Below are 24524 nucleotides of genomic sequence, written 5' to 3'. Positions count from 1 at the left end.
GCCCCGAGGAGGGATCCCGTGGTCGCACGGTTGTTATTGGCACGGCACGGCCAGACCGAATGGCACGCCGAGAACCGGTACGCGGGCAGCAGCGACGTCGCGCTGACCGGGGAAGGACTGCGCCAGGCGGACGAGCTCGCCGGCTTCGCCGCGGCGGTCAAGCCGTCGGCGGTGTACTGCTCGCCGCAGAGCCGGGCTCGTCGCACGGCGGCGCCTTCGGCCGAGGCGCTGGGCCTGCCCTTGCGAGTGATCGACGGACTGCGTGAAGTCCACTTCGGACTGATGGAAGGGCGCACCAGGGACGAGCTGGCGGCGTCGGATCCCGAGGCGGTCGCGCGGTTTCTCGCCGATCCCGTGACCGGCGCCTTCCCCGGTTCGGAGCCTCCGGAGGAAGCGGCCGCCCGCGGAGCCGGGGCCTTGCGCGCGATCGCCGCCGAGGTACCGGGCGAGACGGTGCTGGTCGTCGCGCACAACACGCTGATCAGGCTGACCCTGTGCGCACTGCTCGGCATCCCGCTCGAGACCTACCGCACGGTGTTCCCGCGGCTGGACAACGCGGCCGTCACCGAGATCGCGATCGACGGCACGCGCACCGGCCTGCTGCGCCTCAACCAGCCGGCGCACACGCGATACTGAACGGTATGAGCGACGAGAAGACGGCCGGTGCGAGCGCACACTCTCGTAACACGCGTCAGCAGCTGATCACCGAACACGTCTTCACGACCGGCTCCGCGAGCATCGCCGAACTGGTGGAACTCACCGGCGTCAGCACCATGACGGTGCACCGCGACGTCGACGAACTGGCACGGCGCGGCCTGCTCCGGAAGTACCGGGGCGGCGTGTCGGCCATGCCGTCGACGGTCTTCGAAAGCAACGCCGACTACCGGATGAACGTGCATTCGGAGGAGAAGATGGCCATCGCCGCGCACGCGCTCGCGCGCGTCGAACCGGGGATGTCGATCCTGCTCGACGACTCCACGAGCGCCCTAGCGCTGGCGAAGATGCTGCACCGGGTCACCCCGCTGACCGTCGCGACGAACTACCTCGGCGCCATCGAACTGCTCAAAGGCGTCCCCGACCTGCGGCTCATCTGCATCGGCGGCGATTACTCGGCGACCCACGACTCGTTCCTCGGCATGCAGAGCCTCGAGGCGATCGAGCGGATCAACGTCGACGCGACCTTCGTTTCGACCTCGGCGATGAACACGCGGATGACGTTCCACCAGGAGCCGGAGATCGTGATGCTGAAACGCGCGATGCTGGCCAGCGCCCGGACGAAGGTGCTGCTGATGGACCACAGCAAGACCGAACGCGCGGCACTGCACCGGCTGGCACCGTTGAGCGACTTCGACGTGCTGATCGTCGACGACGGGGTGGAAGACCACCTGGCCGAGGAGATGCGAAGCCAGGTGGAAGTGGACATCGCGGAGCTCTGAAGGCTTCGGCCCGGCGTCAGGTCTGCCGGTTCGCGGGCCGATGGGGCGAGCACTGAGGCGTGCCTGGCGGGTGGTCGTGAGTGAGGAATGCGGTTGGAACCCCATTGATCTTGGATGGGGGTCTTGATCGTAAGCGGTGAGGATTGCCGCAGGTCACGCGCTCGGTTGCCCTGGCCGACAGGAGCCGACCGCGCCCCTGAGCGTCCACCAAGAACACTTTTCGCTGGCTCAATGTCCGACTGATGCCCGGAGGGCGATTGCACGAGGGGGTCGTGAGTGGCGTTTCGGGTTAGAACCCGAAACGCCACTCACGACCAACCCGACCCACGACCAGAGCCGAAGGCGCCTCTCGCCACTCACGACCGCCCGAGCAGGCCGTTTCGCGTGATTGACGGGACGACACACGCGCGGCCGAGGCCCGCCCAGGCGCGCGAGGCTAACACGAAAACCCATCGATGTAACATCTTGAAAGTTAAGTTAACACGATCCATGATACGCTGGACACGACGTCATGGAGGCGTGCATGAACCAGGTAACACCGCCGTTATCGCGATCCGGGAGCGGGTTCGCCCGCGTACTGAACCGTTGGGGCCTGCCCGCCCCGCTGTTCCTCGGCTACGCCGGGCTGCTGCTGTTCATGATCGGCGACGGAGTCGAATCGGGCTTCATCGCGCCGTTCATGGCGGACAACGGCGCGGGCACCGAGATCAAGGCCTCGTACGTCATCACCGTGTACGGCGTCGCCGTGATGCTGGCGTCGTGGTTGTCGGGCGCGCTGTCGGACCTGTGGGGGCCGCGGCGCGTGATGATGATCGGCCTGGCCATCTGGCTGGTGTTCGACGTGCTGTTCCTCGCGGTCGCGGTGTCGGGCGAGAACTACCCGTTGATGCTGGTGTTCTACGGTCTCCGCGGTTTCGGCTATCCGATGTTCGCGTTCGGTTTCCTGGTCTGGATCACCGCGGTGGCGCCGGTCGCCAGGCTCGGCGCGGCCGTGGGCTGGTTCTACTTCGCGTTCACCGGCGGGTTGCCGACGCTGGGCGCGCTGGTCGCGAGCTTCACGAACCCGGTGCTGGGCCAGTACGGCACGCTCTGGGTGTCGGTGGCCCTGTTGGCGGCCGGCGGAGTGCTGGCGATCTTCGGGGTCCGCCAGCGGACCGGGTACACGCGGCTCGCGCCGCCGGACGTGAAACCGGTGCAGAGCCTGGTGTCCAGCGTGTCGATCGCGTGGAAGAAGCCGCGTGTCGGCGTCGGGATGCTCGTCCGCGTCATCAACACGGCACCCGAGTTCGGGATGCTGGTGTTCTTCCCGACGATCTTCATCGAGGAAATCGGCTTCGGGGAGAGCCGCTGGCTCCTCCTGGTCTCGGTCATCTACGGCACGAACATCTTCTTCAACCTGATCTTCGGTGTGCTGAGCGACCGGATCGGCTGGCGCACCACGATCTTCTGGTTCGGCGCGATCGGCTGCGCGATCTCGATCCTGTTGCTGTACTTCGTCCCGATCGCCATGGGCGCCGAGTACTACTGGCTCGCGCTGCTCGTCGGCGCGCTGTACGGCGCCACGCTCGCCGGGTTCGTGCCGATCTCGGCGCTGCTCCCCTCCCTCGCCCCGGAGAACAAGGGCGGTGCGATGGCACTGCTGAACCTGGGCGCGGGCGCGGCGGCGTTCGCCGGGCCGGCGATCGTCAGCGTGTTCCTCGGCCCGCTGGGAGCGGCCGGAGTGGTGATCGTCTTCGCCGCGCTGTATCTGGTCGCGGCGGTCATGGTGCGCTACCTGAAATTGCCCGATGAGACGGCGAAGGCGATCGAAGAGGACAAGAGTCTGCAAGAAGCCGGAGAGAAGGTCGTCACCACGTGAACCAACCCGTCACGATCGGCATCGACGTCGCCACCGCGGGGGTCCGCGCCCTCGCGGTACGCGGCGGCACCGTCCTCGCTTCGGCCGCCGCGCCGCTGCCCGCTCCGGTCCGCGATGGCCGCGGGCGCAGCGAGCAGGACGCCCGGTCCTGGTTGCCCGCGGTGAAGACGGTGCTGGCGAAGGTCACCGGCGAGCTGCCGGGCAGGGGCGGCGAGGTCGCCGCGGTGGCCGTCGCCGCGACGTCGGGGACGATCGTCGGGGTCGATGCCTCGGGCGAGCCGGTCACGCCCGCGCTGATGTACGACGACAGGCGTGGCGCGGAGCTCAACCTCAAGGCCACCGAACTCGGCGCGGATCGCTGGCGGCGGCTCGGTTTCGGCGTGTCCGCCACGGCCGCGCTCGGCCGCGTCGCCTGGCTGGCCGAGCACGTCCCCGGCGTCGCGGGGATCCGGCACACGCCCGAGCTGATCGCCGCGGAACTCACCGGTGGGCCGGTGGCGGCCGACTGGTCGCATGCGCTGAAGAGCGGCTACGACCCGCTCGCCCTCGAATGGCCGGGCGAGGTGTTCGATGCCTTGGGGGTACCGGCGAGCCTGCTTCCCTCGGTGGTCGCGCCGGCCACCGTGCTGGGCGAGGTGGCCCGTCCGGTCGCCGGGCTCCCGGCAGGCTGCCTCGTCGTGGCCGGGATGACCGACGGCTGCGCGGGCCAGCTCGCGGCCGGGGCGGTCACCCCCGGGAGCTTCGTCGGGATCCTCGGCACGACCTATGTACTCAAGGGAGTCACCGAAGAACTGGTCCCGGATCCGACGGGGGCGATGTACAGCCACCGTCATCCGGATGGCTGGTGGCTCCCGGGCGGCGCGTCGAACACCGGCGGCGAGGCCGTCGCCGGACAGGAGTGTCTTCCCGAACTCGACGCGGCGGCGGCCGCGCTGGGCCCGGCCGAGATCGTCGCGTATCCGTTGCGGCGCAAAGGCGAACGCTTTCCGTTCGCCAGCGCGGACGCCGAGGGCTTCGTGTCCGGCGAAGCCGACGAGGTCGAGCTGCACCGGGCCAGGCTGGAGGGAGTCGCCTTCCTCGAGCGGCTGGCGTTGGATCACCTCCGCCGCCTCGGCGTCACGATCACCGATCCGCTGCTGGCGGCGGGCGGCGGCAGCAAGAGTCCTTTGTGGACGCGGATCCGGGCGACCGTCACCGGGCTCGGCCTGCGGGTGTCCCCACGGGCCGAAACGGGATACGGCGCCGCACTGCTCGCCGCGGCGGGTGTCCTGCCGGGCGGGCTCACGGAGGCGTCCGCAGGGCTCGGCAAGGGAACGCTGGTCGAACCCGACGAGCGCGAAAGCGCCGCGCTCGCCGAGTCCTACCGGCGGTTCTGCACCGAGCTGCACACCAGGGGCTGGATCGACGACGAGCTGTTCGCCGTCGCCCAGCGGTGAGAAATCAGGAAGGGCGTGGGCCGTTGGTCTTGGTAGGAGCCGGCTTCGGCGTAGCCGGATTGGCCGCTTCCGGTTTGGGCGCCTCGGCGGCGTCCGGGGCGGGAGCCAGCAGCCGGATGGCCTCCTGGACGGCGGCGTCCGTGGCGGAAAGCCGCTCGGCGACCTTCGACCGGAGTTCCAGCGAGAGCTTCCGAGCCTGCTGAGCTTCGGTCTGCTGGGTCTTCGCGTCGGCGAGGGCCTCCGCGACCTGCTCCTGCTTCGCGGCGATGTCCTCCGCCGAAGACTTCTCCGCCTTGGCGATCTTCTCCGCCGAGATCCGTTCGGCTTCGGCACGCTTGGCCGCGGACACCCGGTCGGCTTCCGCGATCTTGTCCGCGGACGCCTTCTCCGCCTCCGCGCGACGAGCGGCCGATGCCTCCTCGGCCTTCTTGTCCGCCGCGGCACGGGCCCGGACGCTCTCCAGGTCCAGCTCCTTGCGCTTCTGTGCCGCCTCGGAGTTCAGCCGCTCGATCTCGGCCTTGGCGTCCGCGAGCAGTTTCTCCCGCTCCGCCTGCGCGTCCTTGGCCGCCTTGTCACTCGCGCGCTGCGTTTCGTGGGCGTACCTGTCCGCTTCGGCCCGTGTCGACTTGGCGTCGGCTTCGGCGGCGGCCTTGAGGTCGGTGATCTCCTCCTCGGCGAGCTGCATCATCATGCGGACGCGTTCGGCCATCGCGCCGGCGCCGGACGGGCTCGAGCTCATCCGCATGAGCGCGGCCTTGGTCTCGTCCAGTTCCTTCTGGGCGTGACCGAGCGCCTTGGTGAGCTCACCGGCGGTCGCCACGGCCTCGTCGCGGCTGCGTGAGGCCTGCTTGATTTCGGCGGCCAGCTCGGCGAGACGCTCGTCGACCTGGCGCTTGTCGTAACCGCGGACAGCGCCCGCGAACTGGGGCGATTTCGCTGAGGGCGCCTGAGGCGCCGTCTTCTCAGGAGCGACCATGGCGGCCACCTTAATGAGCGGGGACCCGTGGGGCAGTACCGCCAAACGGCTGCACTCGGCGTGCGGCAGGGCGATCACATGGCATCCTGCTTTGTTGACAGCTCGTAAGCAGGGAGGCCCGGTTGGACATCTCGGCGATCCTCGAAGACATCCGCGAGCATTGGCACGTCTACGCCACGATGCCCTTCATCGCCGCGCTCATCGGGTACATCACGAAACGCGTCGCCATCGAGATGATGTTCCGGCCGCTGGAGTTCGTCGGGATCAAACCCTTCCTCGGCTGGCAGGGGGTCATCCCGGCCAACTCGCGCCGGATGGCGACCACCGCCGTCGACCTGCTGACCAAGAACCTCGTCGATCCGCAGGAGATCTTCTCCCGGCTCGATCCCGAGGAGGTGGTCAAGGAACTCGAGGAGCCGCTCCTCAAGGCCGTCGAGGACGTCACCCGCGAGGTCATGGAGCAGTACCAGCCCAGACTGTGGGAACTGCTGCCGACCCGGGCGCAGCGCATGCTGGTCGACCAGGTCCGGGCGCAGGCGCCGAAGGTCGTCGCGAAGCTGATGCGCGAGGTGTCGACGAACATCGACGAGGTCCTCGACGTCAACGAGATGCTGATCAACGCGATGGTCCGCGACAAATCGCTGACCTGCCGCCTGATCAAGGAGGTCGCGACCCCGGAGCTCCGCTTCATCGCCCGGTCCGGTATCTGGTTCGGCTTCGTCATCGGCCTGATCCAGTTCGTCGCGTGGGCGCTGACGAAGCAGCCGTTGATCATGCCGATCTTCGGTTTCGTCACCGGCTTCGTCACGGACTGGCTGGCGCTGAAAATGATCTTCTACCCGCGCGAGCCGCGCCGGTTCCTGTTCTTCAGCTGGCAGGGCATGTTCCAGAAACGCCGCCAGGCGGTCGCCAAGGACTACGGCGCGCTGATCGCGGACGAGGTGCTCACCGTGCGGAACGTGATGGAGGCCGTGCTCACCGGACCCAAGTCGGACAAGCTGTTCACGATGATCACCCGCGAGGTGCAGCGCACCATCGACGCGCAGGCGAGCATCGCGAAGCCCTTGGTGGCGCTGACCGTCGGCGGGGTCCAGTACCAGGAGATGAAGAAGGCCGCGGCGGAGAAGGCGATCGCGTATCTCCCCGAAACGGTGAAACACGTGGAGAGCTACGCCACTGACGCGCTCGACGTCCGCAACACCATCGTCACGAAGATGCAGCAACTGACCCCGCTCGAGTTCGAGGGGATCCTGCGACCCGCCTTCCAGCAGGACGAATGGAAGCTGATCGCGGTCGGCGCGGTGATCGGCGGGCTCGTGGGTGAACTTCAGGTCCTGCTACTCCTCCACTGAGGACAGGCGGCTAGGTTGCCCCTCAAGCGCGACGCGGGAGGGGCAGGAAAGTGGACGCCGTCATCGCCGATCTCGGCGAGCACTGGCCGGTGTATGTCAGCATGCCGTTCATCGCCGCGCTGATCGGCTACGTCACCAAACGCGTCGCCATCGAGATGATGTTCAAACCGGTGGAATTCGTCGGTGTGAAGCCGTTCCTCGGCTGGCAGGGAGTGCTGCCGGCCAACGCCGAGCGGATGGCCGCGACCGCCACCGAGATGCTGACGACCAACCTCGTCGACCCGAAGGAGATCTTCGCCAGGCTCGACCCGGCCCAGGTGGCCAAGGAGATCGAGCAGCCGCTTCTGCGGATCGTCGAGGACGTCACGCGCGAGGTGATGGAGCAGTACCAGCCCAGACTCTGGGAAGTACTCCCGAACACCGCCCAGCAGTTGCTGCTCAAACGGGTGCAGGCCGAGGCGCCGCGCGCGATCACGAAAATCATGGGCGAGATCGCGGAGAATATCGAGGACGTGCTCGACCTCAAGCACATGGTCGTGACGAACCTGGTGCGCGACAAGGCCTTGCTGAACCGGCTGATCCGCGACATCTCGCGGCCGGAGATGCGGTTCATCGCGCGGTCGGGGATCGTGTTCGGGTTCTCGCTCGGCTGCGTGCAGCTGCTGGTGTGGGCGCTGACGAAGTCGCCGATCGTGCTGCCGCTGTTCGGTATCGGCATCGGCTGGTTCACCGACTGGATCGCCCTGAAGATGATCTTCCTGCCGCGGGAGCCGAAGCGGTTCTTCGGCTTCTACACCTGGCAAGGCGTGTTCCAGAAACGCAAGGACCAGGTCTCCGCCGACTACGGCGACATGATCGCGCGCGAGATCATCACCATCCCCAACCTGCTCGAAGCCGTGTTGAGCGGGCCGAAGTCGGACAAGCTGTTCACGATGATCACGCGCGAGGTGCGGCGGACGATCGACGCGCAGGCGAGCGTCGTGAAGCCGTTCGTCGCGCTGGCCGTCGGGAGCAGGCGGTTCCAGGAGATGAAGCAGACGGCGGCGGCGAAGGCGGCGGCACGGATCCCGGAGACGATCCGCCACGCCGAGAGCTACGCGGTCAACGCACTCGACGTCCGGAACACCATTGTGGACAGAATGCGGCGGCTGAACCCGCTCGAATTCGAGCAGCTGCTGCGCCCGGCGTTCCGGCAGGACGAGTGGAAGCTGATCGCCGTCGGCGCGGTGATCGGCGGCCTTGTCGGTGAACTTCAGGTGCTTCTGCTGCTTCACTGAGGCCCAACCGATACGGTTTCCCCCTTCCCTGAGCGAAGCGAGGAGGTCGTGTGGACGCCGTCCTGGACGACCTCGCCCGGCACTGGTGGCTGTACGCCGCGATCCCGTTCGTCGCCGCGCTGATCGGCTACGTCACCAAACGCGTCGCCATCGAGATGATGTTCAAACCGCTCGAGTTCGTCGGGATCAAACCGTTCCTCGGCTGGCAGGGCGTGGTGCCCAAACACGGCGGGCGAATGGCCGCCGTCGCGACCGAGCTGCTGACGTCGAATCTGCTGGACGTCAAAGAGGTCTTCCGGCGGATCGATCCGGCGATCATCACGCGCGAGATCGAGCAGCCGCTGCTGCGGGCCGTGGACGAGGTCGCCCGCGAAGTGCTCGAAAAGCACCATCCCAGGCTCTGGGAGGTCATGCCGACGATGGCGCAGGAGCTGCTGATCAAGCAGGTCCAGTCGTCGACGCCGCGGCTGGTGCGCGAGTTCATGGCGGAGATGACCGAGAACCTCGACGAGGTGCTCGATTTCCAGCATATGACCGTGCAGCGGCTCACCAGGGACAAGAAGCTGCTCGTCCGGCTGATCCGCGAGACGTCGCGGCCGGAGATGGCGTTCATCGCGCGCACGGGGATCTACTTCGGCTTCGGGCTCGGCATCGTGCAGGCGATCGTCTGGGCGGCGACCAAGGAACCGTGGGTGCTGCCGATCTTCGGCGGCTGCATCGGGCTGTTCACCGACTGGCTCGCGATCAAGCTGATCTTCGTGCCGCGCGAGCCGGTGCGGGTCGGGCGGGTGATCCTGCAGGGCAAGTTCCAGCGGCGGCGGGCCGACGTCGCACACCAGTACGGCGAGATGATCGCGAACGAGATCCTCACCGTGCCGAACCTGCTCGACGCCGTCCTGCGCGGACCGCGGTCGGATCGGCTGTACGCGCTGGTCGAGCGGCTCGTGGCACGGGCCGTCGACGAGCAGGCGAGCGTCGCGAAACCGATGGTCGCGATGGCCGTCGGCGGACAGCGGCTGAACGAGATCAAACAGGCGGCCGCGCGGAAGGCGCTGGAGCGGCTCCCGCCGACGATCCGCCACGCCGAGGGCTACCTGACCGAGGCGATGGACGTCGCGAAGATCGTCGAGCGGCGGATGCTCGGGCTGACGCCGCTGGAGTTCGAGGGGCTGCTGAGGCCCGCGTTCCGGCAGGACGAGTGGAAGCTCATCGCGGTGGGCGGGCTCATCGGCTTCCTGGTCGGTGAGCTGCAGGTCCTCCTGATGCTCCACTGAGCGCGTTCAGCCCGCTGAACGCGCTCACGTGCGGGAGACGCGTGATGGGGTGTCGGCGGCCACCGCCCGACGAGCGCCATGTCCCCAATGCCACATCGGGGACGCTGGCATTGGGGACATCGGTCCCGGAGCCAGGGTGGCCCGGTGGACCTGCGTTTAGCCTGCTGAACGCGATCCGGGGCGCGGAAGTGAGGCGTTCTCACGTGCGCGCGACACGGGATGATTACGGTAAAGGGGTGGCGTCCGAACCCCAGCAGCTGCCAGCCGTCCACGAGGCGTGGCTACCGCGTGAGCACGCGTTGCATCGTCCCCGTCACGGTGGCAGGCAGCTGACCGCGCTGATCAGCGCGCTCCTGTTCTTCACCACCCCCGCGCTGCTGTGGGTGTTCGGTGTCCGGCCTGGCGAGATCGAGAACCACAAGCTCGCGAGCTTCCCCGGCCTGGACCGGGGCTGGGGGTTCTTCACCGACATGCCGACCTGGGCGATCGACCAGCTGTCGTTCCGGCCGGGCGCGATCGCCGCCGCCGACGCGATCAGCCGCGGCGTCTTCGGCGAGAGCGCCCCGCTCGACCAGCCGGCACCGCAGCAGCAGGCGGGCCCGATCCCCGCCCAGCCGTCGCCGTCACAGCCCAAGACCGCGCCGACCCAGGGGCCGGCGCCGAACGCCGCCTCCGGGTACCGCCGCGTCGTGCAGGGCCGCGACGGCTGGCTGTACTACGGCTACGACGCCGACGCGAAATGCGATCCGTCCCGTCCGCTGAGCGAGACCATCGCCAAGATCAACGAGCTGCGGCGCGCGGTCGAACAGTCCGGTAGGCGGTTCGAGTTCGTCGTCGCGCCGGACAAGTCGACGATGGTCCCCCAGTTCCTGCCCGACACCTACCCGGGCAAGGACTGCTCGCGGTCGGCCGAAGCGTCCATCTGGCACCGGATGCTCAAGGACGCGCGCGCGATCGACCTGCGGCCCGAGCTTCGCGCGTCCGAGGGCAGGGTGCAGCGGCCGATCTACCCGCCGAACGACACCCACTGGGCCGACGAGGGCGCGCTGGTGATGACGCGCGCCATCGCGAACGCGATCAAACCGGGCGTCACGCAGACCTGGGTGAGCGTTCCCGTCGGCCAGTACGAATCCTCCGCCGACCTGCCGCCGCTGATCAACAAGCAGGGCACGAAGACGAACACGGTGTACAGCCTCCGTCCGGACGGCGTCGTCGAGCGCGCGGGCGAGTCGAACGGCGACATCGACCGGCCGGTGTACCGCACCGCCAGCCCGCTGATCGGGACCGTCGACGAGAAGGTGCTGGTCTACGGCGACTCGTTCACGAAAGCGTCTTCGCGGTATCTCTCCGGCGCTTTCACGAACCTGACGATGCTGGCGCACTTCACCCAGAAGACGTCACAGGCCGAGGCCGTCGACGCTTTCGTGAACGCGGACGTCGTGGTCGTCGAAGTCGTGGAACGCAGTGTGGCCGCCGGCCAGCTCGCGTTCATCGCCCCCGATTTCCTCGGAGCGGTCAAGAAGGCGCTCGCCGAGCACCCGATCCGCTAGCGCTTCGGCAGCCGGGCCAGCACGGAGACGGCGACCGCGCGCGCCCGGTCGCAGGCCCGGTCGCCGCTGTATCCCTGCAGCCACACCGAGACGTACTCGGCGTCGCCGTCGGGGAGCGTGCGGTGCGGCCAGGAGAGAAGGCAGACGGAATCGCTGCTCTTGCTCACGTACCCGGTGACCCCGTTGCCCAGGTCGACCGAAGGACCGTTGTCGACGTAGAGACTCCGCTGGACTTTGACGTCCAGGCTTTCGCCGTCGCCCATCCACCTGCAGTTCCGCAGGCTGATCAGGCGGACCGGTGCTCCGTTCATGTTCGCCGCGACCACGGCGGCATCCGGGAGGACGCAGGGGTCCAGCGGGAGCAAGCCCGCCGGATCGTCCGCACGATCGACCTCGTGGGTACGCAGGCGGGCGAGCACGACGGTGAGCGCGCTGTCGGCGACGGCGCATTCGTCACCCACGTCGGTGTCGTTGTAGAGCATCACGTAGAGCTCCGGGACACCGGTCACCGGGATGAGGGCGTGGCAGCCTCCGCTGAAGGAGGCGCGCAGCAGCGGCAGCCCTTCGGCGGTGCGGTTCGTCGCGCCGATACCACCGTTGACCACGGGTTCCCCGAGCCGGACGTCGAAGCGGAGGCCGTTGGAGCCACTGTAGGTGCACCTGTCCGGGGACAACGGGTTCGAGTCCGGCTCGAGTGTGCCGAGGTCCTCGGTGAACCGGCCGGCGAGCACCGTGCACGCGTCGACGCGGCGGAGCCGCTCCAAGGTCAACGCCTCCGCCACCGGTATGGTGGCGGGCCCGATGTCCTGTGGTGAAGTCGCGTCCTGGATGACGACGACCAGCGTTCCGATCAGCGCGGCCACCGCCGCCAGCGCCCCCGCGATCACCAGCCCGGTACGGCTTTTCCGTTCCGGCTCGGGCCGGGCCGGTGGCCGCCACGCCGGAATCGGCAAGGAGAGCGCCGCACGTACTTCGGCGTCCTGCCGCTGAATGCGGGCGTGCACGACGTCCGGCCAGGGCGCGATCCCCGGCGGCACGGGGCCGAAGAAGTCCAGGATCTGCTCGGGTGTGGGCCGTCGAGCCGGGTCCTTGGCGAGGCACCCTTCGACGAGCGGCCGGATTTCCGCCGGCACGGCTGACAGATCAGGTTCGGCGTGGACCACGTTGTAGAGCGTCTGAGGAGCCGAAGTGCCACTGAAAGGTCCGCGTCCGGTGGACGCCATGACCAGGATGGCACCGAGCGAGAACACGTCGGAGGCTGTGCCGATGAGGCCGCTTCCGGCCTGTTCCGGCGACATGAACGCGGGTGAACCGATGATGGAGCCGGTGCCGGTGAGGTGCTGGGCCTCTTCGACGGCACGGGCGATGCCGAAGTCGATGACGCGGGGGCCGTCGGCGGCGAGGATGATGTTGCCGGGCTTGAGATCCCGGTGGATCAGCCCGGCACGGTGCAGCTCGGTGAGGGCCGCGGCCAGTCCGGAGGCGAGCGGGCGCACCGCTGCCATCAGGAGCGGGCCGAACTCGTCGACGGCTTCGCGCAGATCGGGACCGGTGACGAAAACCGAGGCGAGCCAAGGGGTTTCGGCTTCGGGATCGGCGTCCATGACGGCGGCGGTGTACGCGCCGGAGACCATGCGCGAGGTGGTGACCTCGCGGCGGAACCGTTCACGAAAGCGGGGATCGTGGGCGAACTGGGCATGGATCTGTTTGACGGCCACGAGCCGTCCGTCGGGTGCGAGCCCGAGAACGACCCGGCCCATGCCGCCTTCCCCGAGGGCGGCGATGATCCGGTGGGGCCCGACCTGCCGGGGTTCGCCGGGATTCAACGGCTTCACTGGTCTGTCCTAGGGTTTCGGGAGCGCGGGCAGAAGCGCCCTGACGAGCTCCTCGGCCTTGGCGCAGGCCTGCTGTATGGTCTTGGCGCCCTGGGGCTCGTACGTCACTTTGACGTTTTCGCCGACGTTCTCGCTCATCGCCCGGTGCTGCCAGGTCAGCACGCAACCGCGGACACCCGCCGGCGGGTTTTCCTCCCGATACACCGTGGTGCCCCCGACCTCCACCGGCAGGAAGCCTCCTGCCTTGACCTGCTCCGGCCCGTGAGGCGGATATCCGTGCTCCACGAGCAGCTCGAAGGTGCCGTCGCCCTGGTGGACACAGTGGTGCAGGTCCTCGAGAGCGGTGGCCCGTACCGGACCGATCGACCGGTCGACCCGGTCGTTCGGGAGCAGCGCGCAGGGATCAAGCCCGATCAGTGAGCCCGGCGGCAGGTCGCGTGCGTGGCCGCCGGCGCGGATCCGCCGCACCGCCTCACCGAGCCCGGCTTTCGCCACCACGCACTCCTCGTCCGACGAGACCATGGCGCCGACCTTGGTGAAGAGCACGACGTTCTGGAGGCCGGCGACGGGCACGGCCGCCGAGCACGAACCACCGACGGCTTTGGTGTTCATCGGCAGCCCTTCCAGTTCCCCGGCCGGTACCCCGTCGAGCAGCCGTGGCCCGACGGCGAGGGTCAGCGCGTTGTAAAGACAGTCCAGCCGCCGTCCGGGCGACGTCGCGGCGAGGGTGCCGAGCACGGGCGCCGTCCAGCCGGCCAGTACTTCGCACAGGTCCACGCGGCGCAGGTTGTCCGGGCCGAGCGGGTCCGGGTTGACCGGCGTGGTCGGTGGCACCCCGGACTGCGGCGCCGACGCGATCTCGGGTGCCGGGTCCGGCCGGGTCAGCAGCTTGACCGCCACGACCCCGGAGACGGCCAGCAGGACCACGGCCGCCGCGGCGAGCCCCGCGCGGAGCCGGCGCCGGGACCGCTTGGGCGGGACCGGGTTCAGCAGCCCCCACACCTCGGCCTGCTGCGTCTCGGTCAGCTGCGGCACCGGAGGAGGCCAGGGCGAGGAAGCCGGCGCGACGGGACCGAGCTGCCGCATGACCCATGCCGGGGTCGGCCGGTCCTCGGGATCCTTCGCCAGGCAGGGCTCGACGATCGTTCGCAGGTCCTCCGGCAGCCGGCTCAGGTCCGGCCGGGCGTGCACGACGTTGTAGAGGGTGTGCGGGGTGGACGATCCGGTGAACGGGCTCTGCCCGGTCGCCGCCATCACCAGCAACGCCCCGAAGGAGAACATGTCGCCTGCCGGAGTCGGCGGCTTCCCCTCCGCCTGCTCCGGCGACATGAACGCGGGTGAGCCGATGATCGATCCGGTGTGGGTGAGTTCCGAGTCGCCCTCGATCGCGCGCGCGATGCCGAAATCGATCACCCGTGGGCCGTCGGCGGCGAGGATGACGTTGCCCGGCTTGAGATCGCGGTGGACCAGACCGGCCCGGTGAATCTCCCCCAGCGCCAGCGCCAGCCCGGCGGCCAGGTACCGCAGCGACGGCGGACGCAGCGGCCCGCCGGCGGCCACCGCCTCCGACAACGACGGGCCCGGTACGAACACCGACGCCAGCCAGGGTGTCGGGGCGTCCGGATCGGCGTCCATCACCGCAGCGGTGAAGGCGCCCGACACCATGCGCGAAGTGATGACCTCGCGGCGGAACCGCTCCCGGAATCCGGGGTCGTTGGCGAAGGCCGGACGCACCTGCTTGAGGGCGACCAGCCGCCCGTCGAACGAACGCCCCAGCAGCACCCGGCCCATTCCACCCTCGCCGAGCACGGCGAACACCCGGTAGCGACCCACCTGAGCGGATTCCCCGGCGTTCAATGCTTGCACCAAAGCCCCCTTTTCAAGGGCGATGATACAAAAGGCGGGCGCGCGGAATATCCGGTTACGGCCGGATTGACCTCGTCGAATGAAATCGCCGCCGAAAGCGACTCGGGAAACTAGCGCAGAGCCGGCCGTGCCGTCGGCTCGACGCGGACCCGTGAGCTCCGGCCGCGCAGCCACGCGATGAGACGGCAGACGAGGTAGATCACGAACGAGATCGTCGTGACGAACGCGCTCACCGGCTTGCCCGGCGCCAGCGAAAGGACGATCCCGCCGAGCGCGGCGATCTCCGCGAACACGATCGACAGCACGGTCGCCTTCCACGGGCTCGCCGTGACCCGCGCGGCGGCCGCGGCCGGGGTCACCATCAGCGAGACCACCAGCAGGGCGCCGACGATCTGCACCCCGAGCGCGCTCGAAATCCCGACCAGCACCGCGAAGATCAGCGACAGCAGCCGCACCGGGACGCCGCGCGCCGTCGCTACCGCAGGGTCGACCGTGGCGAACAGCAGCGGCCGGTAGATCACCGCGAGCACCACCAGCACGACGACCGAGGCGCCGACGAGCAGGTTCAGGTTGGTCGAGTCGATGGTGATGATCTGCCCGACCAGAATGCCGAACTTGTTGGCGCTGCGGCCTTCGTAGAACGACAGCAGCAGGACGCCCATGCCGAGACCGAAGGCGAGGATCACGCCGATCACGGAGTCGCGTTCGGACTCGCGGCCGCCGAGGAGCCCGATCAGCAGGGCGGCGATGACGGCGCCCGCGAGGCCGCCGAGTTCGACGCCGACTCCCAGCAGCAGCGCGCCCGCCGCGCCGGTGAAGGCCAGTTCGGCCGTGCCGTGCACGGCGAACGACATCCGCCGCATGACGACCAGCGGGCCGAGCACCCCGGCGACCAGGCCGAGAACGGCGGCCGCGAGCAGCGCCGTCTGAACGAAGTCGAGACCGAGGAGTTCACCGGTCAGGGCGAAGTCGAACATCTTGTCCACGGTGTCTATCCAAGAACCCGCGACCGGGATCGCGTCGCCAGGGCGGGTTCCGCGTGTGGTCCGGACCGCACGAATGACCTCACTTCGTCTACCACGGCGCTAACAAGCCTGTTCGTCGATGTGGTGGGGTTCGTCCTCGCACAGCGCGCTCTGCGCACCGGCGACGTGGATCTGCCCGCCGACCTTCAGCACCTCGATGCGGGTGCCGTACAGCTCGGACAGGGTCTCCGAGTTCATCACCTCGTCCGGCTTGCCGACCCGGAACTGGCCGTTCACCAGATACAGCACCCGGTCCACATAGGACAGGATCGGGTTGATCTCGTGGGTGACGAACAGGACGGCCGTCTCGGCGGAGCGCCGCCGCTCGTCGATCAGTTCGCTGACCGCGCGCTGGTGCGCGAGGTCGAGCGAGAGCAGCGGCTCGTCGCAGAGCAGGACTTCGGGGTCACCGACCAGGGACTGCGCGACACGGAGCCGCTGCTGCTCGCCACCGGAAAGCCGCCCCACCGGCTGCTTCGCGTACGCCTGCGCGCCGACGGACTCGATCGCCCGCGCGACGAGCTGACGCCGCTTCGAGATCCCGAAGAGACCGGTGCCCCACCGGTGCCCGTCCAGGCCGAGGCCGACCAGGTCCACGCCGCGCATCGTCAGGCCCTCGTCGAGGGCGCGCTGCTGCGGGATGTAGCCGATCCGCCGGTTCGTCCCGCCGGGGCGCCGCCCCGCGATCTCGACCGTGCCCTCGGGCAGCCCCTGCTGGCCGAGCAGCACCTTGAGCAGGCTGCTCTTCCCGGAGCCGTTCGGCCCGAGGATCGCGAGGAACTCGCCGGGTTCGACGTCGAGGTCGAGCCCGGACCAGAGGGTCCTGGGGCCGAACGCGAGGCTCGCCCCGCGGACACGGACCGCGGGGCGAGCTTCGGCGGGTACGGAGGTCACTACTTCAGTGCTCCGGCCAGCGCGTCCACTTCCTTGGTCATCCATGCAATGTAGTCCGTCACACCCTGGGGCAGCGTTTCGGTGACGTCGATGACCGCGATACCGGCGTTCTTGGCGTCGCCGACGACCTGCTGCGTGACCGGGGTGGTGGTCTGCGCGTTGTTGACCAGCGCCTTGACCTGCTTGCCGGAGATCAGCTGCTTGACCTCGTTGAGCGCGGCGGCGGGCACGTCCTGCTCCGCTTCCACGGCCTCGGCGAAGGCCGGCGGCGTCGCGTCGGTGACCTTCGCGCTGTCGAGCAGGTAGTGCGCGACAGGCTCGGTCGCGACGACCTTCGCGCCCGAGGCGCCCAGCCCCGAGACCTTCTTCAGGAGTTCCTGGGTCTTGCCCTTGAACGCGGTCGCGTTGGCGGTGAAGGCGTCCTTCGAGGCGGGCTGGATCTCGCCGAGCTTCGCGGCGACCTGGTCGGCGACCTTCTCGACGCCGGGCAGGCTGTACCAGACGTGCTCGTTCTCGTTGCCGGTCGCGGCGATGTCGACGGCGACCAGCTTCTGCGCGCCGGTGGCCTGGTCGGCGAGCTTGGAGAAGAAGTCGTCGTAGCCGCCGCCGTTGGACAGCGTCAGCTTCGCGTTCTTCGCGGCGACGGCGTCGCTCGCGGTGGTCTCGTAGGAGTGCGGGTCGGCCGAGGGGTCGTGGATGATCGAGGTGACCTCGACCTTGTCGCCGCCGACGGCGGTCACGACACTGCCCCAGACGTCGGTCGAGGCGACGACCTTGATCTTTTCGCCGCCGCCCGGGTTCGCGGCGGACGCGTTCTGCGAACCGGAGCCCGTCGACGCCTTGTCGCTCGACGCGCAGGCCGTCGCGCCGAGCGCGAGGACGGCCAGGGCCGACACGGCCGCGAAAACACTCTTGGTACGGCGGGAATTCATCTACTGCACTCCTGCGGATGCCCTGGCCAGGTGTCCCCAATGCCGGGTAATGGAAACCGTTGTCAGATTCAACTGTACCCCATCAGGATGACGACGCCTCCGGTCCAGGTCCGAGCTGTACCCAGGGTCACTCTGAATCGAGACCTGCCACACGTCGGGTGATGCTTCTGCAAAACGTTCTGAACCGTTACGGTTTGCGGATGGGCCGTCCTATCCGCACCAGGAGGCAGGCGACACTGGCGTCGTTGGCCGCAGAGCTCGGTGTGTCGAGGACCACCGTCTCGAACGCCTACAACCGACCGGACCAGTTGTCCCCTGAGCTGCGCCGTCGCGTCCTCGAGACCGCACGCCGCCTCGGCTACCCGGGCCCGGACCCGGTGGCCCGTTCACTGCGGACGCGCAAAGCCGGCGCTGTCGGTCTTTTGCTCACCGAGAACCTCTCCTACGCCTTCCGCGACCCCGCCGCCGTCGGCGTGCTCGAAGGGCTGGCGCTGGCCTGCGAGGACGCGGGCGTCGGCCTGCACCTGGTCCCGGCGAGCCCGGGCAGAGAGGACGTCGCGGCCGTGCACCGCGCCGGCGTCGACGGCTTCGTCGTCTACTCGGTGCCCGACGACGACCCGCATCTCGGTGCCGTGCTGGAACGCCCGGTGCCGACGGTGATCGTCGACCAGCCCCGGGTGGACGGGGTCGACCGGGTCGGCCCGGACGACGCGGCCGCGGTCACCGCCATGGCCGAACACCTCATCTCGCTGGGCCACCGGCAGATCGGCGTGCTGTGCATGCGGCTGGCCCGCGAGCGCAACGACGACTTCGTCTCCATCCAGCGGCAGAGCACCGCGCACTTCCACGTCCAGCGCATCCGGCTGGAGGCGCTGGCCGCCGCGTTCTCGGCGGCCGGGGTCGACTGGGCGACGGTGCCGGTGGTCGAGCGCTTCGACCACACCGTGGACGACGGCGCGTCGGCCGCACGCCAGCTGCTCGACGCGTATCCGCAGGTCACGGCCGTGATCTGTACCTCGGACATCCTCGCTCTCGGCGCTCTGGCCGAGGCGGAACGCCGGGGCCTGCGCGTACCGCAGGACCTGACGGTCACCGGGTTCGACGGCATCACCGAGGCCGAGCGCTCCGGCCTCACCACGGTCCACCAGCCGGTGCTCGAGAAGGGCAAGGCGGCGGGCAAGCTGCTGCTCAGCTCGGCCGACCGGGTCGGGCCGAAGGTGATCACCCTGCAGACGGAACTACGGGTCGGCCGCACGTCGGCGCCGCCACGAACGGCGGAAGAACGCTGGTTCGGGCCGTGATCTGCGCCCGCACACGTTGCTCTCCCCCGGCGTGTCGGTTCCAATGAGCGTGTGACCTCAATCGACGTACTGCTCAAGCGCAACCAGGAGCTGGGCGATGTCACTCCTGGTGACCGGTCGTCTCCGAGGCCATCACTCCAGGTGGCGATTCTGACCTGCATGGACGCCCGTATCCGGGTGTTCGAGATCTTCGGCCTGATCCAGGGCGAGTCCCACATCCTGCGTAACGCGGGCGGGGTCGTCACCGACGACATGATCCGCTCGCTCGCGCTCAGCCAGCGGAAGCTCGGCACGCGCGAGGTGCTGATCGTGCAGCACACCGACTGTGGCCTCTCCATGGTCACCGAAGACGATTTCAAGGACGAACTCGAAGCCGCCAGCGGGCTGCGCCCGACATGGTCGGTCGAGGCGTTCCGGGAGGTCGAGGACAGCGTGCGCCGGTCGGTGCAGCGCGTCCGGCGCAGCGACTTCCTGCCGCACACCGACAACGTGCGCGGGTTCGTCTACGACGTGAAGCTGGGGCAGCTGCATGAGGTCGCGCACTGACGGAAACCCGCCGAAGGGGCGCCGATCCCGCTGAACGTCACGTTGAGCAAGGAGACGCCCCTTCATCGTGTTTCCGTGGGCCTCCGGCCCAAAAGAGGATGCGCGACGGGTGAAGTCTCCGTCGGGCGCGGAGCGCCCTTGGGGAGACGCCTTTGGGCCCGATGGGTCGCACCTTTAAGCTTGGCTCGGTGGGCGTCGACGCGGATGTGCTGACCGAGTGGTTCGACGAAGTGGGGCGCGACCTCCCTTGGCGTGAGCCGGAATGCACCGCGTGGGGTGTGCTCGTCAGCGAGATCATGTTGCAGCAGACACCGGTCGCGCGGGTCCAGCCGATCTGGCTCGACTGGATGGCGCGCTGGCCGGTGCCGTCGGCGCTGGCGGCGTCGTCGCAGGGCGAGGTCGTGCGCGCCTGGGGCAAACTCGGCTACCCGCGGCGCGCGTTGCGGCTGCACGCCGCGGCGGCCGTCATCGCCGCCGAACACGGTGACGTCGTTCCGTCCGATGTGGACACTCTGCTCGCGTTGCCTGGCATCGGCGCGTACACCGCGCGCGCCGTCGCGGCCTTCGCCTACGGCAAACGGGCACCGGTGGTGGACACGAACGTCCGGCGCGTGGTGGCCAGGGCCGTGCACGGCGCCGGTGACGCCGGGCCGCCGTCGAATACCCGCGACATGGCCGACGTCGAAGCGCTGCTGCCGCCGGACGACGCGCCCGCCGCGAAACTCTCGGCCGCGCTGATGGAACTCGGCGCGCTCGTCTGCACCGCGCGTTCGCCGCGATGCGCGGACTGCCCGATCTACGACGACTGCGCGTGGCAGCACGCGGGAAGGCCCGCATACGCCGGGCCCGCGAAGCAGGTCCAGAAGTTCGCCGGCACCGACCGCCAAGTGCGCGGGCTGCTGCTCGACGTCCTGCGTGGCAGCGAAGGCCCGGTCGAGAAGGCGCGGCTCGATCTCGTCTGGCACGAATCCGGGCAGCGCGACCGCTGTCTCGACTCCCTGCTGGCGGACGGGCTGCTCGAACAGACCGGGGACGGCCTGTTCGCACTCCCTGGCGAACACTAACGCATTACGACAAAAGTTGGTCAATGGTTGTCATAGGCGCGATGGCGGGTTAGTTTTCCGGCCAACGCGCATGATGGGAGTTTCGCCCGTGGCCGACTTCGACCGACGTACCGCGCTCAAGGGCGGCCTGACGGTAAGCGCCGTCGGGCTACTGGGGACAGCAACGATTTCCGCCGCCGACGCGGCGTCCGGGGTGACAGAACCGAAGATCTACGGCACCGCGGCGTGGAGCGCGCGGCCGCCGAACGGCGCGATCGAGGTGCAGAACCACAAGCCGACGTACATCGTCGTGCACCACACGGTCGAGCCGGGGAACGTCACCGACTACACGCTCGAACACGCCTTCTGGGCGTCGCGCTCCATCCAGAATTTCCATATGGACACCCGTGGCTGGATCGACACCGGCCAGCAGTTCACGAACAGCCGCGGCGGGCACATCACCGAAGGCCGGCATCGCAGCCTGGAGATCCTGCGCGGCGGTACCCAGCACGTGCTGGGCGCGAACGTGGGCAACAACAACAGCACCTGCATCGGGATCGAGAACGAAGGCCTCTACAGCGAAGAGGACGTCACGCCGGCGCTCTGGGACTCGCTGGTGAAGCTGGTCGCGTACATCGCTTCGCAGTACGGGATCTCGCCGGAGTTCATCAAGGGACACCGGGACTTCAACTCGACCGAATGCCCGGGAACCGTGTTGTACAACCGGCTTCCGGAGCTGCGCACCGAGGTCGGCAAGCTGCTGGGATCCGCGTCGCCGAAGGTGGAGCTGCCGGAGTGGCCGCTGCTCAAACCCGGCGACAGCGGGCCGCGGGTACGGATGGCACAGGAACTCCTGCGGGCACGCGGTTTCGCCGTACCCGCCGACGGACTCTTCGGACAGTCCACAAAGGACGCCGTCGCCGCGGTGGCGGCCCGGCACGGGCTGGAACGCGACGCCTGCGGCGCGACCGCGGCGACCGACGAGACCGGCTTCCTCGGCTCCGACGTCTGGCCGCTCATCGTCGGGTCCGGCACCGATCTCCGGGCGCTGAAAGCACGACTCGCCGGCTGAACAGCAGCGGCGACAGGATCACCAAGGCGGCGCACCAAGGGAGCAGACCCGTTCCCAGCGGCAGCAGCAGTCCGCCGATGAGCGCGCCCCCGGCGACGGCGCCGTTCCAGGCCGCGATCGTGAGCGACTGGGCGGCGTCGGCCGTGGGGCCCGCCAGCAAGGCGGTGACGGCCTGGAAAGCGGTCGGCGCGCCGCCGAACCCCAGGCCCCACAGGCCGGCGGCCGCGAGCACCAGACCGTGGACACCGTCGCTGATCCCCAGCAGGACGATGGCGGCGGCGGTCACGGCGGTGCAGGACAGCAGCACGGCGCGCGGACGGCTGTCGAGGGCGGAGCCGACCGCGGCCATCCCGCCCACCGCGGCGCAGCCGAACACCAGCAACGCCGCGCCCAGCAACGTTTCCGCCTCCAGACCGGCGAGCACCGGACCGACGTAGGTGTAGGCCACGTTGTGCCCCAACGAGAACAGCGCCACCGTCGCGAGCATGGGACGCATCCCGGGCAGCCGTGACGCGGCCAGCGGCCGGGTGGGGCCCGCCGGATCCGCGAGCACGGCGGGCACCGCGACGAGCACCCAAACCAGCAACGGCACGGTGATCAGCGCCATCGCGGCGAACGCCCAGCGCCAGTCGGCGAGTTCGCCGAGCGCGGTACCGGCGGGCACGCCCAGCGCGAAGCCGATCGGTGTGCCGGACATGGCCACCGCCAGCGCCCGCCCGGTGAGCCGCGGCGGGGCGAGACGCATCGCGTAGCCGGCCACGAGTGACCACATCACCCCGGTCAGCGCCCCGGAAACGACCCGCGCGGCCAGGATCAGCGGGTACGACGAGGCCACGGCGATCACCAGGTTGGTGACCAGGAAGCCCGCGATCAGCGCCAGCAGCAGGCGTTTGCGCGGCACCCGGAGGGTCGCGCCGGTGAGCGGGACGGCGGTGAGCGCGGTCGTGATCGCGTAGACCGTCACCAGCTGCCCGGTGGCCGACGGGGAAACGCCCAGATCCTCGGACATGCCCAGCAGCAGCCCGGCGGGCAGCACTTCGGTGAGGCAGCCGAGGAAGACCGTCGTCGTCAGCGCGAGCAGCGCCGGGAGAGGCAGCATGCCTCGACGATCTCCTCTCCCTCGCGGCGCGCGATAGTCCCTGGCGGGTATGCCGAGGGGTTATCGGCCGGGGATAACCCGGCGGCATGACCGGCTGGCAGTGCCGCGCGCGGCGCGCACGTACGCACGATGACCGGACATCCTCCCCTTGAGAGAGAAGGCTCGTTCATGACCGTGCGGCTTCGGTGGCAGGAGCCACTGTGCACCGCGTTGCTCGCCACCACGATGATCGGCACCTGCCCGGCTTCGGCGGCGGCCCAGCCGGCACCCGGCAGCGACGGATACGTGCACGTCTCGCCCGACGGGACCGTCCTCGGACCCGATCCTTACTACCCGAAGGACGGCAACGGCGGTTACGACGTCGGCAAGTACTCACTCGCGCTGCGTTACGCGCCGTACTCGATGCTGCTGAGCGGCAGGGCGACGATCACCGCGACGGCGACTCAGGACCTGAGCCGGTTCGACCTCGACCTGCGCGGGCTCACCGTCCGGTCGGTCACCGTCGACGGGTTGGCCGCCACGTTCCGGCGGGCGGGTGAACACGAGCTGGTGATCACCCCGCGGACCCCGGTGGCCGACGGCAGGACATTCACCGTGGTGGTCGATTACGACGGCCGCCCGGAACCGATTCCCACCGCGCGGGGCCGGGTCGGCTGGCTCGCCGCTTACGGCGATTCGGCCGTGGCCACCGGGCAGCCGCGTTCGGCGATGACCTGGTTCCCCGTCAACGGCACCGAAGCCGACAAGGCGGCGCTGCAGGTCTCCGTCACCGTCCAAGACGAATTCTCCGTACTGGGCAACGGTTTCCAGGTCTCCGACGTGCCCGCGGGCCCGGGACGGCACACTGTCACCTGGTCGGAGGAAACCGCCCTCGCGCCGAGCACGGCGATGCTCGGCATCGGGCGCTGGGAGGTCGAGCGGATCGCTCTTCCCGGTGGACGGACGGCGGTCAACGCCTACCACCCGTGCGCCGTGGACAAGCGGCAGATCGGCGGGCGGCTGCCCGAGGTCCTGGAATTCCTCACCGGGAAGTTCGGCGACTACCCGCAATCGGCGGCGGGCGGGCTGTTCCTCGACCGCTCCCTCGGCTACACGCACGGAGCGCAGACCCGGCCGGTGTACGGCCGCACCGCCACCATCGCCGATCTGGTGTACGCCGTCGCGTACCAATGGTGGGGAGCCGGAGTGAGCGGCAAGATGTGGCGCGACGCGCTGATGCCCGAGTCCGTCGCGCGGTACGCCGTCTGGTTGTGGGACGAGACCAAGAACGGTGCCGACCTGGACCGTCGCTACCGGGAGATGGTGGCCGCGGTGCGCGACGACCCGGCTTTCTGGGCGCCCAAGCTCACCGATCCGGGCAAGGGCACCGAATTCGCGCCGACGACCAAGGCGGTGCTGATGGTGCACGCGCTGCGCCGTCACATCGGCGACGAAGCGTTCTTCCAGATCATGGCGGGCTTCCCGATGATCAACCCGCAGGGAAATCAGAACTGGCACGACTTCGAGCTCTACGTCTCCGCGATGACCCAGCGCGACCTCGGCGAGTTCAACCAGGCCTGGCTGGACGGGACGGTGCGGCCGCCGGACGAACTCCTCTTTCCCGGGACGTAGGGCCTCGTACGAACCGTCCGCGTCTTTGGTACCTCCGTGGATTCCGGGCGGGCGATGACACTGGCACCTGACGTCAAGGCTCGTGAGTCTCCGTACCGATGCGGCGAGTTCGCGTGATTGACCGGACGACACGCGTGTCGT

At 69.1% G+C, this 24524-nt stretch carries 20 protein-coding genes; 13 read left to right on the top strand and 7 right to left on the bottom strand.

From position 1 onward, the window contains the following. Positions 1–18: 18 nt before the first annotated feature. The 4 genes from AC0685_RS34280 to AC0685_RS34265 all read left to right on the top strand — a co-directional run bounded on the left by AC0685_RS34280 (position 19) and on the right by AC0685_RS34265 (position 4730). Complete coding sequence (locus AC0685_RS34280; protein WP_478229294.1) at positions 19–636, top strand: histidine phosphatase family protein; 618 nt, start codon at positions 19–21, stop codon at positions 634–636. Positions 637–641: 5 nt separating this feature from the next. Beyond that, the gene (locus AC0685_RS34275) at positions 642–1436 is read left to right on the top strand and encodes a DeoR/GlpR family DNA-binding transcription regulator (RefSeq protein WP_340686328.1); all 795 of its coding nucleotides are present in this window, start codon (positions 642–644) and stop codon (positions 1434–1436) included. A 523-nt stretch (positions 1437–1959) separates the two neighbouring features. Next, positions 1960–3294: an MFS transporter gene (locus AC0685_RS34270; protein WP_478229293.1), complete on the top strand. Its 1335-nt coding sequence runs from the start codon at positions 1960–1962 to the stop codon at positions 3292–3294. Then, entirely contained in the window at positions 3291–4730 is a 1440-nt protein-coding gene (locus AC0685_RS34265; RefSeq protein WP_478229292.1) for an FGGY-family carbohydrate kinase, read from the top strand. The genes AC0685_RS34270 and AC0685_RS34265 overlap by 4 nt, the downstream gene beginning before the upstream one ends. A 4-nt stretch (positions 4731–4734) precedes the next feature. Here the strand turns inward: AC0685_RS34265 and AC0685_RS34260 are convergent, their stop codons facing one another. Continuing rightward, positions 4735–5706, bottom strand: coding sequence for a coiled-coil domain-containing protein (locus AC0685_RS34260; RefSeq protein ID WP_478229291.1), 972 nt, complete (start codon positions 5704–5706; stop codon positions 4735–4737). 122 nt (positions 5707–5828) lie between these two features. On the opposite strand from AC0685_RS34260, the gene AC0685_RS34255 reads away from it, so the two are divergent. From AC0685_RS34255 to AC0685_RS34240, 4 genes are all read left to right on the top strand, one after another. Beyond that, positions 5829–7058: a DUF445 domain-containing protein gene (locus tag AC0685_RS34255; RefSeq protein ID WP_478229290.1), complete on the top strand. Its 1230-nt coding sequence runs from the start codon at positions 5829–5831 to the stop codon at positions 7056–7058. A 50-nt stretch (positions 7059–7108) separates the two neighbouring features. Further along, positions 7109–8335 (top strand): DUF445 domain-containing protein, encoded by a 1227-nt coding sequence (locus AC0685_RS34250; RefSeq protein ID WP_478229289.1) that lies wholly within the window; start codon positions 7109–7111, stop codon positions 8333–8335. 50 nt (positions 8336–8385) lie between these two features. Continuing rightward, positions 8386–9609, top strand: a complete 1224-nt coding sequence (locus AC0685_RS34245; protein ID WP_478229288.1) for a DUF445 domain-containing protein — start codon at positions 8386–8388, stop codon at positions 9607–9609. A 236-nt stretch (positions 9610–9845) separates the two neighbouring features. Then, positions 9846–11159: an alginate O-acetyltransferase AlgX-related protein gene (locus AC0685_RS34240; RefSeq protein ID WP_478229287.1), complete on the top strand. Its 1314-nt coding sequence runs from the start codon at positions 9846–9848 to the stop codon at positions 11157–11159. Here AC0685_RS34240 and AC0685_RS34235 read toward each other — a convergent pair. From AC0685_RS34235 to AC0685_RS34215, 5 genes are all read right to left on the bottom strand, one after another. Beyond that, positions 11156–12994, bottom strand: coding sequence for a serine/threonine-protein kinase (locus AC0685_RS34235; protein WP_478229286.1), 1839 nt, complete (start codon positions 12992–12994; stop codon positions 11156–11158). The genes AC0685_RS34240 and AC0685_RS34235 overlap by 4 nt on opposite strands. A gap of 9 nt (positions 12995–13003) precedes the next feature. Beyond that, entirely contained in the window at positions 13004–14860 is a 1857-nt protein-coding gene (locus AC0685_RS34230) for a serine/threonine-protein kinase (protein ID WP_478229285.1), read from the bottom strand. 110 nt (positions 14861–14970) lie between these two features. Then, positions 14971–15846 (bottom strand): metal ABC transporter permease, encoded by an 876-nt coding sequence (locus AC0685_RS34225; RefSeq protein ID WP_478229284.1) that lies wholly within the window; start codon positions 15844–15846, stop codon positions 14971–14973. A 99-nt stretch (positions 15847–15945) separates the two neighbouring features. Beyond that, positions 15946–16779 carry a metal ABC transporter ATP-binding protein gene (locus AC0685_RS34220; protein ID WP_340685392.1) on the bottom strand — a complete coding sequence of 278 codons (834 nt, stop codon included), beginning with the start codon at positions 16777–16779 and terminating at the stop codon, positions 15946–15948. Further along, the gene (locus AC0685_RS34215; RefSeq protein ID WP_340685391.1) at positions 16779–17711 is read right to left on the bottom strand and encodes a metal ABC transporter solute-binding protein, Zn/Mn family; all 933 of its coding nucleotides are present in this window, start codon (positions 17709–17711) and stop codon (positions 16779–16781) included. Before AC0685_RS34215 ends, AC0685_RS34220 begins: the two co-directional genes overlap by 1 nt. A 200-nt stretch (positions 17712–17911) precedes the next feature. Here AC0685_RS34215 and AC0685_RS34210 point away from each other — a divergent pair, with 200 nt between their 5' ends. The 4 genes from AC0685_RS34210 to AC0685_RS34195 all read left to right on the top strand — a co-directional run bounded on the left by AC0685_RS34210 (position 17912) and on the right by AC0685_RS34195 (position 21673). Continuing rightward, positions 17912–19012: a LacI family DNA-binding transcriptional regulator gene (locus AC0685_RS34210; protein WP_478229283.1), complete on the top strand. Its 1101-nt coding sequence runs from the start codon at positions 17912–17914 to the stop codon at positions 19010–19012. 51 nt (positions 19013–19063) lie between these two features. Continuing rightward, entirely contained in the window at positions 19064–19558 is a 495-nt protein-coding gene (locus AC0685_RS34205; protein WP_340685390.1) for a beta-class carbonic anhydrase, read from the top strand. 188 nt (positions 19559–19746) lie between these two features. Next, entirely contained in the window at positions 19747–20622 is an 876-nt protein-coding gene (locus tag AC0685_RS34200; RefSeq protein WP_478229282.1) for an HhH-GPD family protein, read from the top strand. A gap of 88 nt (positions 20623–20710) precedes the next feature. Continuing rightward, the gene (locus AC0685_RS34195; protein ID WP_478229281.1) at positions 20711–21673 is read left to right on the top strand and encodes a peptidoglycan recognition protein family protein; all 963 of its coding nucleotides are present in this window, start codon (positions 20711–20713) and stop codon (positions 21671–21673) included. Here AC0685_RS34195 and AC0685_RS34190 read toward each other — a convergent pair. After that, positions 21618–22772: an MFS transporter gene (locus AC0685_RS34190; protein WP_478229280.1), complete on the bottom strand. Its 1155-nt coding sequence runs from the start codon at positions 22770–22772 to the stop codon at positions 21618–21620. The genes AC0685_RS34195 and AC0685_RS34190 overlap by 56 nt on opposite strands. A gap of 168 nt (positions 22773–22940) precedes the next feature. On the opposite strand from AC0685_RS34190, the gene AC0685_RS34185 reads away from it, so the two are divergent. Then, positions 22941–24383, top strand: a complete 1443-nt coding sequence (locus AC0685_RS34185) for a M1 family metallopeptidase (protein ID WP_478229279.1) — start codon at positions 22941–22943, stop codon at positions 24381–24383. Positions 24384–24524 lie beyond the last annotated feature (141 nt).

The organism is Amycolatopsis sp. NPDC043889, from assembly GCF_056435645.1.
Note: the sequence above shows the minus strand (reverse complement) of the source record. Positions and strands in the feature narration are given on the sequence as shown.